We start from the raw sequence: 15,382 nt of genomic DNA, 5'->3' as shown, positions 1-15,382 counted from the left end.
TTGCAGCCGTGTCGCAACGCAAGCTCATCCAGCTTGCTCGCCATCTCAACGACCAGCCGAGAAAGTGCCTGAATTACAGGACGCCGGCCGAAGTGTTCAGGGCACATTTGCAAGATGGAAGCTGAACCCCTACCCTAAAAACCGGCATGATGCACTTCGGTTAGGATGTCCCGAAGGTGAACAACTAAGCAACAAGCCTTTCGCTGGCCTCGCAAGCGATCGGCATGCGAGAGACATGGGAATTCTCTAAATCGGCCGAAGCGTACGCGGACTAACCGCTGGAACCAGTACCGGTTGATCCCCGTCAGGAAGTCGATCGTCGAGCGGAAGTTTGATGCGTCACCAATGACGCAGCGTGGCAAAGAGCTGTCCGGTGTCGGCGCCCTACCCACTCTTTGATCTCAACAGGCTGGAAGCAGCCACACAGCGAGAGATCGTATGTGTAACCCAATCGAGTGTGCTCGCCCTGTTGAGCAATGGACCGGAGGCTTTCATCGCAAGCTATGATGTCATTGATACCATCGGGCCAAAGGCATAAGCAGTCCCGCTGTTCCACCGAAAATTTTGGCCTTCGTGGCGATCTCAGATGATGTCGACGAGGCTCACGCGAAGATCGTTTATGACGGTGGCAAGGCTTGGTGCTCCAATCAATGGCACGACGCGTACCGCCGACAACTTTGAGATGGCGCGGTCAAAGATCGCAAGATTCGTATGTCCATTCAGGCGAGATGGATAGATTATGCCGTCCGGCACGGATCGGTGCTCATGGAAGGCAAGCGACCACGCCCTCGCAAGGGTTTGGCGGGAAGATTTCGCGACATCCGTCGGCACTCCCATTCTGATCGCGTGGTCCGCGCGGAGATCAACAAGGCGGAGATCCGCGATCGTCTCAATCTCTGAATAACGCCGCGCATAGATCTCCTTCTCCTCGATCGGGAGATCGCCCACGAGACCATCGCGCCTATCACGCAGGACCGCTTCCAGGAAGCAGACCTTGAGTGTGTCGCCCAAATAGACGACGCCAAACCGCCTTGCCGGGTCACGCCGGCGGGGATCACTGAACCGGCTCGGCGTCTTTCCATATCCTAACGGGTCGGGAAAGGCGCTCGCATAGATACGTCCAAATCGACGACCGGCAGGAATAGTCTCGATGTCGAGGAGGGATTTCTCGAAACCCGGAGGCGGCTTTATTCCGGTCATTCAGCGAAAATCACCGCGGGCGACACTCTCGGCCGCTGCAACCACTTCATCATCCTGACCGCGTTTCAGCGCGTCGAGACCCTTCCGGCCATCCAAAGCGCCGTGCGGCGTGACAAGGAAGCGGTAAACCGCCCATGCACCACCGAGGACCTCGTGCAGTTTCGGAAGCACGGCATAGGGCCGACCATCCCGATCGAGTTGCCATGACGGAAAACGGAAGCCCCGCTTGGCGCCGTCGAGTCCGAGAACCTGCCCGTTCTGACGCTTTGTGTTGACCGTGACGCGCGAAACGCCGAGCAGGTCCGCGAACGCTTCCGCGCTCAACATATCATCCTCCGCGAGAATCTCCGCCACCCGACGCCGGCCGCGCTCCCGTGCGGCAGCCAACGCTGCCTGGAGTTCGTCATTCGGCTCTGGTACCTCTTCAACTGGAAACGCATCCTGATGAGACAGCGGTTCTTCTTCAACGACTGAGATTGTCTGCGCTCCGGCCAGCGGATCCACGACGACACGGAAACTGACCTGATGGCCGGCCTTTCGGCTCAGCTTAACCGCCTTGGCGTATTGCCTGATCAACGCCTTCTCGAAATCTGCCTTCCGGGGCAGCTTCATCGAGAGCGCAACGTTGGAAGAATCGTTTCGGGGCTCGTTGGCTACAGTTTTCGTAGTGGGCATGGTCTTCAGCCTCCTGCGCTACAATTTAGGCAAGATGTAGAAGTTCGTCAAGTTTGTTAAGTTCGTAAATCTCTGCCAGCATTCGACCAACGTCGGTAGGCCCGACTCTATGAGCCCATAAACACTGTGCGCCTTGAAGGGAACCGAACCGTCGGCCCCTCCCTCCTTGCCTCGAATGAACTCAAGGCGGCGCCTCAACCTAAACATTCCCGCTTAAGCCAAGGTGTAGGCCGTCTTGACGGTGGTGTAGAATTCGGCGGCATAGCGGCCCTGCTCGCGCGCGCCGTGGGAGGAGCCCTTGCGGCCGCCGAACGGCACGTGGAAATCGACGCCGGCGGTCGGCAGGTTGACCATCACCATGCCGGCCTCGGCCTGGCGCTTGAAATGCGTCGCGTGTTTGAGGCTGGTGGTGGCAATGCCCGACGACAGCCCGAACGGCGTGTCGTTGGCAACGCTGAGTGCCTCGTCATAGTCCTTCACCCGGATCACCGACGCGACCGGTCCGAAGATCTCCTCGCGCGAGATGCGCATCGCATTGGTCGCCTCGGTAAACAGCGCCGGCTGCAGGTAGAAGCCGGGCGTGTCGCGCTGCAGCAGTTCGCCGCCGAAGGCGAGCCTGGCGCCTTCCTGTTTGCCGATGGCGATATAGTCGGTGTCCTGGTTGAGCTGGCTCTGGTCGACCACCGGGCCGATATGGGTGCCGGCCTTCAGCGCATCGTCGATGACGAGGCCCTTCATCCGTTCCCCCATCGCCGCCACGAAGCGGTCGTGGATGCCGTCGGTGACAATGATGCGCGACGAGGCGGTGCAGCGCTGGCCGGTGGAGAAGAAGGCGGAGTTGACGGCGGCTTCGACGGCAACACCGAGATCGGCATCGTCGAGCACCACGAACGGGTTCTTGCCGCCCATTTCCAGCTGGTACTTGCGATTGTGCTCGACCGAGGCCAGCGCCACGCGTTTGCCGGTGCCGGTCGAGCCGGTAAAGGTGATCGCCTGGATGTCGGGGCTGTCGAGCATCGCCTGGCCGACGACCGAGCCCTTGCCCATCACCAGGTTCAACACGCCCCTCGGCAGGCCGGCGCGCATGAGAATGTCGACGATCGCCCATGAGCAGCCGGGCACCAGTTCGGCCGGCTTGAAGACGATGGTGTTGCCGTAGCACAGCGCCGGCGCGATCTTCCAGGCGGGAATGGCGATCGGAAAATTCCACGGCGTGATGATGCCGACGACGCCGACCGGCTCGCGGGTGATCTCGACGCCGATGTTCGGGCGCACCGAGGGAATGACCTCGCCGGCCAGTCGCAGTGTCTCGCCGGCGAAGAAGTCGAAGATCTGGCCGGCGCGCACCGTCTCGCCGATGCCTTCGGCCAGCGTCTTGCCTTCCTCGCGCGACAACAGCCGCCCGAGTTCGTCCTTGCGCGCCAAAATCTCGTCGGCGGTCTTTCGCAGGATGGCGTGGCGTTCGAGAATGCCGGAGCGCGACCAGGCCGGAAACGCCGCCTTGGCGGCGGCGATCGCCGCCTTGGCATCCTCGGCCGAGGCGCGGGCATAGTCCCCGATCACGTCGTTGGTGTCGGACGGGTTGATGTTGGCAACGCCATCACCGCCAACCCATTCGCCGGCAATCAGGTTCTGGTGCAATGTCATGGTCGGTTCCCTTCAGATCAGCCGGCGCGCCACAAGATTACGCATCAGGTGCGATGTGCCAAATGTCCAGGGGCTACACTCGGTCGACAGACGCACCGTGTTCACCAGTTCCCCGAGTTGCCGATTCGAGATTGTGACTAGATCCCCGATCTTGTGCGTAAAACCCTGACCTGGAACGTCGCGATCTTCAACGGGCGCAAACAGTGTGCCCATAAACAACATGAAGCCATCGGGGTACTGATGGTGGTCACCGATGGTCTGTGCGACGAGGTCAAGCGGGTCGCGGCTGATTTCCTTCATGGAACTCCGGCCTGTCAGCGCATACCCATCCTGGCCTTCTATCCGCAAATTTAGCTCTGCATTGCGCACGTCGTCGAGCGAATAGCTCTCGTCGAACAGCCGAATGAACGGTCCGAGCGCGCAGGATGCGTTGTTGTCCTTGGCCTTGCCAAGCAAGAGTGCTGACCGCCCTTCAACATCACGCAAGTTCACGTCATTACCGAGCGTGGCTCCCTTGACTATGCCTCTACTGTTGACAACCAGCACGACCTCGGGCTCGGGGTTATTCCATCTCGAAATCGGGTGCAGACCCACTTCATCCCCGTAGCCGACGGCTGACATAACCTGGCCTTTGGTGAAGACTTCGGCGTCGGGACCGATCCCGACTTCGAGATATTGGGACCATACGCCTTCTTCGATCAGCGCCTGCTTGACCTTTGCCGCCGCCGGTGAGCCGGCCTTGAGGTTGCTTAAGCTATCGCCGACGAGCATTGTCACGCGCTCGCGGATTTCGGAGGCACGTTCTGGATTGCCGGCAGCGCGCTCTTCGATGACTCTTTCGAGCATCGATCGTGCGAAGGTGACGCCGCAGGCTTTGATCGCCTGGAGGTCACATGGTGCGAGGATCCGTGGCGTTTCGGACTTCGCAGGAATTGCCGAGAGGAGCTCCACCAGATCGCAGATCGCCCTCCCCCGTTGCGCCCTGACGTATCTAACAGGATCATCCATCTCCGCGAGATCCCGCATCGTTGGCGCCTCTTTCGACGTGATGTCGAAGACTACGCCTGCCCTGACAGTCACCAACACCGGTCCCTGTTCCTCAGATGACCACACACGACCAACGAAGGTGCCAGACTTATCGAGTTCCATATCGTTCATCCCAATTCAGCGTCATTGAAGCCGTCAGTTCCTCATGACGTTCGAGTACCCTTAAACCCGGACGGCCAACGAGATTATGTGCGTCTACCGGGTGGGAAACCGGCTCGAAACAAAAGAAGTCCGCCTTCGATCCTGGCGAATAGACCAGCGCATATCCAAGAGTATCGGAAACAGTGATCTTGACCGAAGCGGCCCCCGCCTCCTGGGAAATGATCGCTTCTCGCGCCCACCCACCGAAGGCGTTGTTAATCCAATGCTCGGGCAGTGCCCGGCCGTCGCCAAAGTTCCGGTCCGGAACCTCGCAAATGCTCCGCCGACCAGCGGGAAGATGATTGCCGTCCTCTAGCCAAAACTCCGTGGCCCGAAATTTCAGCCGAGTGCCCTCATTTCGCGGAAACCACGGATGGAACCCAATGCCGAAAGGTAGCGCTTGCTGCGAGAGGTTTTGGACGCGCAGCTCCACCACCAGCCTGTCGTCCCGAAGGGTAAAGAGCTGCCAAGCCCGATAGCGAAATGGACCGATCTCCCCATCGCATCCGAGTTCCACTGTCTCACCATTGTGAGCAAGCAAGTGCCAGTGCCGCTGGAAGCCGTCGCCGTGAATAGGGAACGGCTCGCCGGCAAGGTTGGCAGGCACGCGATGGAACTCACTGTCATGCTCGAAACCGCCCCCGGAAATGCGGTTCGAAAACGGAACCAGGACGTTACATCCCAGTTCGAAGGGACCATCCTCCAACCGGCCATGCCAGGGCCTCAATACAGGAACCCAGTCTCCGCTCGCAGTTCGCACATCAAGCTCCGCGATCCCACCGCCAAGCGCCGGAACGAGCTGCAGGTGCGCGCTGCCGTTCTCGACGGTGACCCGTTCGACAACCATCTACCAACCGCCGTCAATGGCGAAGTTCTGACCCGTGATCATGTCTGAGGCCGGGGAAACGAGGAAATAGACAAGCTCCGCCACGTCCTCGGGCTTGAGACGTGCCTTGATGCATTGCCGCTCCAGAACCCAATCGTTGTACTCCTGAAGTCGATCTGCAAAGACACGGTTTTCGGCCTCGGAGATGACGGCTCCGGGGGAGATGGCATTGACGTTGATGCCATGGGGGCCGAGTTCCCGCGCAAGCGACTTCGTCAGGCCGATCATCGCCCCCTTCGAAGCGACATAGGGCACATAACCATCCCACTGTCCGTTGAGTGTGATGGACGCGAAGTTGAGGATCTTTCCGCTTCGTTTTTGTTTCATCCACTCGGCACAGGCTCGCACCGCTGCAAAAGCAGCCGAGGAATTGACGCGGATTTGATCCTCGTACTCCTCGAGGCTGAAGTCCTGGAACGGCTTGTTGATGATGAGCGCAGCGTTGTTGATCAGGATGTCGATGCCGCCTGATGCCTCGGCCTCCTCTCGAATGAGTTGCTCTGACCGCGCAAGGTCGTTGAGATCACAACCGAGAAAGCGCGCATTCTCGCCAAGGCCTTGCGTTGTGGCCTGTCCCTCGTGACCGGGGCGATCGAGCACGATGACGGTCGCGCCTTCGGCGCTGAGTTTACTGGTCTGCGCGCGACCGAGCGTGCCGAGACCGCCTGTGACCAGCGCCACCCTTCCCTCAAGTGGTTTCACCTGCATTCCTCCTCAGAGCACGGATTGAACTTCGTCGATCGACGTCTCGCTGACGCGCCTGTCGAGCACGATCTGCCCACGCGCCATAGCGACAACCCGGTCGCAGGACTCGAACACGTGGTGCATATTGTGGCTGATGAAGATGCCGGTGACGTTCTGTTCCTTCAACGAGCGAACGAAACCTATGACCTTATTGGTTTCCTTCACCGACAGGTGATTTGTCGGCTCGTCGAGGATCATGACTTTCGACTTGAAGTGCATGGCTCGCGCGATAGCGACGCCCTGTCGTTGGCCGCCCGAGAGTTCGCCAACCAAAGCGTCGGGCGAGCGCAGGTGCAGATCGACATCCGCGATGGCCTGTACGCTCTCCTTGCGCATCTTGCGCATGTCGAGCACGCCAATGCCGAAGAGGGAGTACTTGATCGGCTCGCGGCCAATGAAGAGATTCCGAGCGATCGACATGGTCGGCACCATGGAGTTGTATTGATAGATGGTCTCGATACCGAGCCGCATCGAGTCACGCGGACTTGATATCGTCGCCTCCTTGCCTTCGACAAAAATGCGACCTTCGTCCTGCTTCTGGACACCGGAAAGGATGTTGATCAGCGTCGACTTGCCCGCACCGTTGTCGCCGATCAGGCCGACAGCTTCATTGCGCGCGAAATCGACCGAGACACCCCTAAGGGCATGAACGCCGGAATACCATTTGTGCAGGTTTTTGACGGAAACAATTGGACCGTTCATCGCTCAGATCTCCACCTTAATCGCTTTGGCCCGCTTGCGCAGCCATGAATTGGCGACGACCGCAAAGATGGTCAGTGCTCCGATCGCGAACTTGAACCAGTTGGCATCGACTTGGCTGAGGATCAGACCGTTATCGATGACACGGATGAGCACGACGCCAATGATGCCCCCGAGGACGGCCCCCACTCCGCCATTCAAGGCGGTTCCGCCAATGACGGCTGCGGCGACGGCCTGGAGCTCCATACCCTCGCCAATCGAAGGCAGCGGCGAGCCAAGGCGCAGCACCTGAATAAGCCCGGCAAAGCCGCTAAGCACCGAACACAGAATGAAGCAGGCAATCTTGACGCGCGCCGTCGGGATCCCGAGCGCATCTGCGGCCGGCAGGAACCCGCCAGTTGCTCGTATCCAGTTTCCCAGGTTCGTCCGGTTCAGAAGCAGAGACACAAGGACAGCAATGACGACGAACCAGATGAACGACATGCGAAGAAGTTGCCCTGGCCCCACGAAACTGGTGAAGAGCCATATGGGAAGATCAGCCGGCAGGAGTGGCGGAAAGCCGCCGGAGATCACCACGGTGAGAGACCTCGCCACAAACATCATGCCAAGCGTGGTGATGAAACTCGGAATGGCGAACCGGATCGTCAGAAAGCCGTTCAGGAATCCTATTGCCACGCAGACCAGCACGCCCGCGATAAAGGCCAACGGGAACGCGATCCCCATGGCCATCAGGACTGCCATCGTCATCGGCATCAGGGCGAACACCGCTCCCACCGACAGATCGAATTCACCGCAAATCATCAAAACTGTGACGCCGATCGCTACCAGCGCCATTTCCGGCAGGATCCCAAAGAAGCCTCGCAGATTATCAAGGCTCAAGAAGACGCCTCCCGACCTTATCTGAAAGAGAACAATCAAGAGAAAGAGGAGGAGAAGCGCCGCCAGTTCCGGCTTCTCCATGTACATTTTCAGCATTCTTTTCATTACATGCACTCCCGTGCGGCAGGGCTGCTCGTTCGCAGGCCTCCAGCCAAATTCATGGCTTTGCGCGCCACTGTTGCCGCGCAAAGCCGATGCTTGATCGATTCGTTACTCTCTAATCGCTTGAGCGTTGGAGAGAGGCGCTTACCTCAGGCCCTTTGCAGACAGGTCCATGATATTGTCGGCATCTTCCGGGCGCACGATCCCCTGCCCCGTATCGATTTCCGCCGGAGCGAGGCCAAAATTCCGGGCGAGATAGACCTGCATGACAGGCATGAATCCCTGCATGTAGGGCTGCTGATCGACCTGCACCTGGACATAGCCAGTCTGCATTTGCTGGACGACCTCGGGCACAAGATCGAAACCGCCCAGGAGCACCTTGCCTGGTGCGACCCCACGGTCCTTGAGCATGCGCGCTACGGCAGCATGCCAGAAGCCGGTGTCGAAGTAGGCTGTCGTGTCGGGCTGCGCGTTGAGAAAGGCGCCAACACGATCCGACGTGACCGCAAGGTCCGTTCCACTGTCGATCCGTTCCCAAGAGATGTCACGGCCAGGATTTGCAGCCTTAAACTCCTCAAGGAAGTCCATCACGCCCTGCCCGCGTGCTTCAGACCAATTCTGCCCCGGCGCCGAGATCCCGACGAGTACCTTGATCGGTCCTTCTTTCGGAAAATTCTCTGACATCGCCTTCCCGAGCGAGTACCCGGCTTTTCGGAAGCCCTGTCCGACGAAAGCGGCGCGCGCGTTTCCTTTCGCTCCCTCGCTGTCATCAACGTTGACGCCGATCACCTCCACGCCATTCTTGGTGGCCCGCGCGATGACGTCGTCAAACGCCTTGTCATCAACGATGGAGGTCAGAAGCGCGTCGGGCTTGCTCGCCAACGCAGCTTCCATGTTGGAGAGTTGTTGTTCCACAGACCCTTCAGTCTGTGTAAACACCATCTGGCAGCTTGCCGCGATCTTCTCACAGGCGTCGTCAAACCCCTTCTTCACCGCTTGCCAGAACGTATTCGAAGCCGACGAGTGATGTGTAAAGACGATCTTCAACGGCTCGGCCGATGCGCCAAGCGCGCTCGAGCCGAGAAGCGCCAACCCTAATGCACTTACAATCAAAACCGTTCGCATGCTTACTCCTCCTTAAGCTGCAGATTGCTGTCGAATTTCTTCAGTCCGCGCTTGAGACGCGGCGTGACACCGTGAATGCCTTTTCGAGGTCTGGGTTGAGCTCCATCCCGAGACCTGCACCGGGTGGGACCGTGATCATTCCGTTTCGAACTTCTGGAAGCGCCGTCACCAGGTCGCGGTACCAGGTTTTGTAGAAGGCTCGAACGCTCTCCTGAACCAACGCATTGGGGGCGTTGAGTGACAGGTGCGTCGAAGCGCAAAGTACGACCGGACCAGTGCAATCGTGCGGCGCAACCGGGAGATGCCATGCCTCCGCCATCGCGGCGATCTTCCGCGCCTCCGACAGTCCGCCACACCAGCTTATGTCCAGCATGACCACGCCTGCAGCGTCAGTTTCCAAGAGGTCGCGGAAGGCCCATCTCGAACCCAAAGTTTCCGACGCTGAAATCGGCGCAGGCGAGACCGCCGCATAACGCTTGAGGCTCGAGAGGCTGTCCATCTTGATGGGGTCTTCGTGCCAGAATGTCTGGTACGGCTCGAGCGCGCGGGCAATCTGCATTGCCGGCAAGAGCTGCCACATCGAATGGAACTCGACCATTATGTCCATACGATCGCCGACCGCGGCGCGGATCTTCTCAAACGGTACCAACGCCGATTTAAGATCAGGAACCGAAATATATTGGCCGCGCGTCTTTTCCGCTGCGATGTCGAATGGCCATATCTTCATCGCGGTAATGCCCTCCTCCAGGAGAGACAAGGCAAGTTCGTCGGCGCGATGGAGGAAACCATTCAGGTCGTCGTAGTTGCGGCTGGCCGCAGAGGATAGGTCGTAGTTCGCCGTTGTCTGGCCAGTCGCCTTCTTGATGTATTCCGTACCGGCGCAGGTGTTATAGGTCCGGATTTCATTGCGACTGAAGCCACCGAGCAGTTGCGCGATAGGTTGACCAGTCGCCTTTCCGAATATATCCCAGAGTGCAATGTCAAAGGCCGAATTGCCGCGTACCTCCGCACCGGACGAGCGAAACCCGAGGTAACCCACCAGGTCAGTCGCGAGAAGATCGATCTGGAGCGGGTTTCGGCCGATAACGCGCGGCGCGACATACTCGTGGATGTAGGCTTCGACAGTCTCGGCGCCGAAGAAAGTTTCTCCAAGTCCGCTCAGTCCCTCGTCCGTATGTACGAGCAGCCAAAGCAGGTTCGGTCGCTCCGCGACGCGGAGCGTTTCAAGTCTCGTTATTTGCATAGGGCTATCCTTTAAGCGATACCGGCAGCGATCAGTGCTTTGGCACTCTCATCAAAATGGCGAGCCATAAGCTGGCTGGCGGCCTGCGGATCGCCGGCACGGATCGCCTCAGCTAACTCAATATGGATGCGATTCATGGCGTACCGCTCCGCGTCGGAGGCGCGACTGCGCCACCCGATCGGCCAGGTCTGTCGAGAGACACCTTGAAACGCTCCGACAATGATGGAGAAGATCGGGTTCTTGGAGGCGCGCGCGATCTCCAGGTGAAAGGCAAGGTCGCTTTCCATGACCTTGTCCGCATCGGCGAAATTCTGCTCCATCGCCTGCGCGTGGTCGAGGATGATGCGCGCTTCCGCATCCGTTCGCCTCAACGCCGCTAGCGTCGCCGTTCGCATTTCGATCGTGCGGCGCACGTCATAAACCTGATTGATGTTGATCTGGGCGGTGTGCACGCCGTGCTCGATCATCAGGGACATTGCGCCATGATCAAGTAGAGCCACGGTCGCGCGCTTTCCGACGTTGAGATCAATCAGCCGCATGGTGGCGAGTGACCGGAAAGCTTCACGAACCACCGATCGTGAGACGCTCAGTTCCTTCGACAGCGTAGCCTCGCTCGGAAGCCGATCGCCCGGGCCAAGCTCGTTTGTCCGGATGTGCTGGGTAATGGCGCCGATAGCTGTGCCGACGAGATTGCCGGATGCAAATTGCTCTTCGTCAAGGGGCGCCATGGTCATTTTCGTCTCCCGGTTTGATAAAACCTGTCCGACAGGTTGAATTGAACTGAGTCATAATTTATAGGTAAGCTGTGTGTCAAGAACCATTTTGAAGACAGTCAGAGGAGTTATGAGAGTCGAAGTTGGCGTTGTCCTCGTGGCGGAAAATATCGTCGGCGAGAGTGCAGTATGGGATGATCGACAGCACAAGCTTTGTTGGGTCGACATCGTGGGGAAAGCGATCCACCGGTTCTGCCCAACGTCTCGCAAGCATGAAACATGGCGCGTTCCCGATCTGGTCACTTCGATCGGTCTTCGAGCCGATGGTGGCGCAATTGTCGGGTCGAGAAAGTCGATCGCGCTATGGGACTTCGACGGGCCACTTCGTTTTGTGACGGAGGTCGAGCCTGAACAGCCAGGCAACCGACTGAATGAAGGCGTCGTCGCACCGGACGGCAGCTTCTGGGTGGGGACGATGCAAGACAACATCGCCGCCGACGGCACGCCGCTTGCGATGTCGGCTAAAACAGGAAGGCTCTATCGCTATGCGCACGGAGAATTGCGTCCCGTATGTGATGACCGCTTTGGCATCACAAACACGCTCATTTGGACCAGCGACGGCCGCCTCATCACGGCGGACACCGAAGAAAACGCTATCTACAGCTACAAGCTCGATAGAGAGTCTGGGTTGCTACGCAATCGGCGAACCATTCTTTCGGGGTTTGAACGAGGCCGGCCGGATGGATCCTGCGTGGACGCCGAAGGTTTCATATGGAATTGTCGCGTTGCGGGCGGCGGCTGCGTCGTTCGATTTGCCCCGGATGGCAGGATAGATCGCGTCGTCGAACTGCCCTGTTCCTGGCCGACAAGTTGCACATTCGGCGGGCCTGGATTTGAGACTCTTTTCGTAACTTCAGCACGCTTCACGATGCGCGATGAACACCTGGCAGCCAACCCACAGGAAGGCGCGGTGTTCGCAGTAAACCCCGGTGTTCGCGGACTACCGGCTAACCGCTTCGTAGAGTGACGGACCAAGCTGAAAGCCGTTCAGAAGGACGGCTTCGGTTCATTCCACTCGATACATGGCCTTTATCAACCAAAGACAGCAATAGCCTTGCTGTCTAGGGATTGCCGTGCGATTCTTCGGGCATGATCCGGGGGAGATGAGAATGTCGGAAACGATGCTTGCAGCGCTAACCAACATTCGGACCGCGGAAGATATGATCGTGGCGTTTCGCGATGAGGAGCAGTGTCGGCGATTGCTGGAAAGCATGGTGTGGCCGGCCGGGAGAGTTTGCCCTGCCTGTGGTTACAAGCGCTCGATCGCAATCGCCGGGCGCGATATGGGCAAGCGGCGTGCGCGCCCGGGTCTCTATCAATGCTCCAGCGGCGATTGTCGCTTCCAGTTTACGGTGACGACACACACGCCGCTGCATTCCACAAAGCTTCCTCTGAGTGTCTGGCTGAAGGGCATGTGGCTTATTCTGCAGTCGGATAAAGGTTTGTCCTCGGTGCGCCTGGCCGAGGCTCTGGGGGTGAGTCAACCGACGGCCTGGCGGATGGGACACGCGCTGCGTCTCATGGCGGCGCGCGAGCGCATGCTCGATGGCACGGTGGAGATCGACCATTTCTATCTCGGTGGGCGAGCGAGAATAAATCCGGATGATCCACCGCCTGGACGAGGCCGAAAAGGTCTACCGAACACCCAGAAGACGCCTGTCATGGTGATCGTGCAGCGACCAGATGACGTCACACCCGGCACTCCGGCCGGTGACGCGCGTGCTGCGGTAGTGACGGGTCTTTCGCTCCGCGCAGCGGCGCGCACCGCCGAAGCGCAGATCGATCCCGACGCCTATTTGATGAGCGATGAGGCGACAGCGTTCATGGCCCTTGGCGAGAACTATACCAGGCATGATACCGTGAAGCATTCCAGCCGCGAATACGTTCGTGACGACGTTCATGTCAATTCGGTCGAAGGTTTCAATTCCCGCGTCCGCCGCACAATTGCCGGCGTCTTTCATCATATCAGCCCGCAGCATGCCGACCTGTATTTCCACGAGATCGGTTTCCGATGGTCACAGCGCATTGTGACGGGCCAGGTGGTGCGGAAAAGCCGAAATGGCAGGGAACGCATGAAAACCATGTGGTCGCGGGTGCCGCCGGCACTGCAATTGCTGCAGGTCTTTCGCGCTGCTACCGGTCGCCAAATGCGCAGAAGTCTGGACGGCGGGATTATCGTCAAATCAGCAGTAGCTGTTTTTGGTTGATAAAGGCCCGATACATTATGCGATCATTTGAGCACAGAACGAGAACAGCCGCCCGTTTGCTGGAGTCAGTTGCGGGGGCCGGTTTGCACGAAACTTGCGTTGCATCCGCCCAACTGGAGACGGTTGAGGCGTAATGCGATTTATGGAACTTTAAGTCACGAGTATCGCTGCGTTCGTTCGGGAAAATATGCACCAGTTGATAGTAAGTATCTGGTATTGTTGCATTTTTACGGTTGCCACGCGAATCGTCATGGAGTCTAAGCACCCCATCCTCCGCGGTCCTTTTCGACCTGGACGCCCTGGCATTCCCGGAATTACGGCCGCGCATCGCCGCACTTCAAGTTCTTTTCGCTGCGAAAAAGCCATCGGAGACGCCGAAGAATGGGAAAACGTGTGGTTTTCTGCCCGTATCCCGCTGGAGCCGGTCAGTGGCGCACACCTGACCACCCGCCCCATCCCACCGGAGACACGCCGGCGAAATCGCTGGCTCAAGCACGGTTCATTTGAACCGCCCGGACATCCCCCGGTTGGCACCGCCATCAGCAATCACGTTCAACTTCTGGGCGGCAAGTACAACCTCGACGCGGTTCCGTGCGTCAAGCTTATGCATCAGCATGGTCATGTAGTGTTTCACGGTCGTCTCGGTGATGTCGAGACAGGCGGCGATCTCACGGTTCGTGCTGCCACGCATGAGATGGCGAACGATCTGTTCTTCGCGCAGGCTCAGGCGCTTTTGCGCTTGGGTACGACGGCGAAGGTCTGCGGTCTTCATGGCCATCATGACCTTTGTGGCAAAGCCGGCAGTGATGAATGTGTCGCCGTCATGCACAACCCGGATCGCTTCATGCAGATCATCGGCGCTGCTGCCTTTGAGCACATAGCCCGTAACGCCATAGTTCAGCGCTTGGATCGCTGTTTCAATGCTCGAATTTGCTGTAAAGACAATAATCCGCGTAGCTTGATAGTTCTGCCCGATCCGTTCGATGGCGGCCATGGCGTTGCCGGGCATGCTCAGATCAAGCACGAGGACATGCGGCGAAATTTCTTCAACAATTTTCAAAGCATCGACCGCGTTTTCGCCCTTGGCGACGATCTCGAGGTCACTTTTTCCAGAATATAAACTAACCAGTCCCTCCAGGAGGATCGGGTCGAATGATTTTAATGGCTCGCAACTGCTAACATTCGTTGGATGCAGCCGAATGCAACCGGGTCGATGCTAACTCTGGCGCGGCGCGACCTGGCCAGATAAGCGTTAGCAGCCGGCGTCGGTCGTTGTTCAAGCTAAGCGCGGGCCACCCCAGCCAGTGTAACGCTCGGGCGCGTAGACCGGCTCATACTCGGCTGTCAGCGTCGCGAAGATTTCCTCGGCGATGAACTGGCGAGCGTCCTCTCGATTATTGGCGTCGATGGCGGCGTGATCGTTTGTAATCTCTGGCGGAACGTTCCAGATGATGCTGGCCAGATGCGCAACTACCTCGCTGTTCGCCACCGCCTTGCCGTGTCGATGAAACTCCCAGTTCCGCCGCAAATAGCTGACGACGTGATGGGCGATAGCCACCGCGCTCGATTGATCACGACGACGCGTGTGCCCGGTTCCTGCTAGAGCCTTGCGCGCTGGCTCCTTCAACAACGACAAGGCGAGGTAGACCGTTGAGATGTCCAGTTCTTTCTTCATCGGTTCACACTGAAAGGCGGGCGGCGCTTATTAACATGGAACCCGCGTATATTTTGGCTCTGCCGCCTCGCATTTGATGTGGTGAACTGTCAGTTGGACTTCAAGCGGCGCGGCCCGCTGATGATCAGCTCCGGCGTTCATTTTCCACCGCCCACGCTCAGCCTCGTAGAAGGCGAACCTCGCGAAGGTCTCGCGGATCGCTGGCACGTCGTTGACTGACATGACGAAGTGTCCATGAAGTCGCGCCAAGCGCTCGGCCAATAGGTTAGGCGACAATCCAGAAATATAGCTTGGAAACGTTTGCTAAGCCAGGTGAAGCGGCGGTTTTATTTGCGGATA

15 protein-coding genes and 1 pseudogene are annotated in these 15,382 nt (G+C 58.6%); 3 read left to right on the top strand and 13 right to left on the bottom strand.

Annotated elements, in window-relative coordinates; all coding sequences use genetic code 11:
• A pseudogene (locus tag BC360_RS31805) lies at positions 1 to 125 on the top strand (IS30 family transposase); the annotation flags it as partial.
• Positions 126 to 582: 457 nt separating this feature from the next.
• On the opposite strand, the gene BC360_RS30995 reads toward BC360_RS31805, so the two are convergent.
• From BC360_RS30995 to BC360_RS22095, 11 genes are all read right to left on the bottom strand, one after another.
• Positions 583 to 1,200, bottom strand: a complete 618-nt coding sequence (locus BC360_RS30995) for an RES family NAD+ phosphorylase (protein ID WP_083222687.1) — start codon at positions 1,198 to 1,200, stop codon at positions 583 to 585.
• Positions 1,201 to 1,875, bottom strand: a complete 675-nt coding sequence (locus tag BC360_RS22145; RefSeq protein WP_065785361.1) for an XRE family transcriptional regulator — start codon at positions 1,873 to 1,875, stop codon at positions 1,201 to 1,203.
• A 213-nt stretch (positions 1,876 to 2,088) separates the two neighbouring features.
• Positions 2,089 to 3,522, bottom strand: a complete 1,434-nt coding sequence (locus BC360_RS22135) for an aldehyde dehydrogenase family protein (protein ID WP_065796948.1) — start codon at positions 3,520 to 3,522, stop codon at positions 2,089 to 2,091.
• A gap of 12 nt (positions 3,523 to 3,534) precedes the next feature.
• Positions 3,535 to 4,671, bottom strand: coding sequence for a fumarylacetoacetate hydrolase family protein (locus BC360_RS22130; RefSeq protein ID WP_139110154.1), 1,137 nt, complete (start codon positions 4,669 to 4,671; stop codon positions 3,535 to 3,537).
• Positions 4,658 to 5,557, bottom strand: coding sequence for an aldose 1-epimerase (locus BC360_RS22125; RefSeq protein ID WP_065796946.1), 900 nt, complete (start codon positions 5,555 to 5,557; stop codon positions 4,658 to 4,660). The genes BC360_RS22130 and BC360_RS22125 overlap by 14 nt, the downstream gene beginning before the upstream one ends.
• Positions 5,558 to 6,298, bottom strand: a complete 741-nt coding sequence (locus BC360_RS22120) for an SDR family oxidoreductase (protein WP_139110153.1) — start codon at positions 6,296 to 6,298, stop codon at positions 5,558 to 5,560. It lies immediately after the preceding gene.
• A gap of 12 nt (positions 6,299 to 6,310) precedes the next feature.
• Complete coding sequence (locus tag BC360_RS22115; RefSeq protein ID WP_065796944.1) at positions 6,311 to 7,042, bottom strand: ATP-binding cassette domain-containing protein; 732 nt, start codon at positions 7,040 to 7,042, stop codon at positions 6,311 to 6,313.
• Between the two features lie 3 nt (positions 7,043 to 7,045).
• Positions 7,046 to 8,023, bottom strand: a complete 978-nt coding sequence (locus BC360_RS22110; protein ID WP_065796943.1) for an ABC transporter permease — start codon at positions 8,021 to 8,023, stop codon at positions 7,046 to 7,048.
• A gap of 141 nt (positions 8,024 to 8,164) precedes the next feature.
• Positions 8,165 to 9,145, bottom strand: a complete 981-nt coding sequence (locus BC360_RS22105; protein ID WP_065796942.1) for a sugar ABC transporter substrate-binding protein — start codon at positions 9,143 to 9,145, stop codon at positions 8,165 to 8,167.
• 40 nt (positions 9,146 to 9,185) lie between these two features.
• Positions 9,186 to 10,388, bottom strand: coding sequence for a mandelate racemase/muconate lactonizing enzyme family protein (locus BC360_RS22100; RefSeq protein ID WP_065796941.1), 1,203 nt, complete (start codon positions 10,386 to 10,388; stop codon positions 9,186 to 9,188).
• A gap of 11 nt (positions 10,389 to 10,399) precedes the next feature.
• Entirely contained in the window at positions 10,400 to 11,122 is a 723-nt protein-coding gene (locus tag BC360_RS22095) for a FadR/GntR family transcriptional regulator (RefSeq protein WP_244512859.1), read from the bottom strand.
• A gap of 109 nt (positions 11,123 to 11,231) precedes the next feature.
• On the opposite strand from BC360_RS22095, the gene BC360_RS22090 reads away from it, so the two are divergent.
• Both BC360_RS22090 and BC360_RS22085 read left to right on the top strand, forming a co-directional pair.
• A complete protein-coding gene (locus tag BC360_RS22090) occupies positions 11,232 to 12,128 on the top strand; it encodes an SMP-30/gluconolactonase/LRE family protein (RefSeq protein WP_065796940.1) in 897 nt (298 codons plus the stop codon).
• Positions 12,129 to 12,270: 142 nt separating this feature from the next.
• On the top strand, positions 12,271 to 13,368 hold the full coding sequence (locus tag BC360_RS22085) for an IS1595 family transposase (protein WP_065796939.1): 1,098 nt from the start codon (positions 12,271 to 12,273) through the stop codon (positions 13,366 to 13,368).
• A 499-nt stretch (positions 13,369 to 13,867) separates the two neighbouring features.
• Here BC360_RS22085 and BC360_RS22080 read toward each other — a convergent pair whose 3' ends face one another.
• Together BC360_RS22080 and BC360_RS22075 are read right to left on the bottom strand one after the other, a co-directional pair.
• Entirely contained in the window at positions 13,868 to 14,506 is a 639-nt protein-coding gene (locus BC360_RS22080) for a response regulator (RefSeq protein ID WP_274533948.1), read from the bottom strand.
• Positions 14,507 to 14,644: 138 nt separating this feature from the next.
• Positions 14,645 to 15,043: a hypothetical protein gene (locus BC360_RS22075; protein WP_065796937.1), complete on the bottom strand. Its 399-nt coding sequence runs from the start codon at positions 15,041 to 15,043 to the stop codon at positions 14,645 to 14,647.
• Positions 15,044 to 15,382 lie beyond the last annotated feature (339 nt).

The organism is Ensifer sp. LC163 (assembly GCF_001695855.1).
Taxonomy (GTDB): Bacteria; Pseudomonadota; Alphaproteobacteria; order Rhizobiales; family Rhizobiaceae; genus Ensifer.
This window is presented reverse-complemented; position numbering and strand designations above follow the sequence as displayed.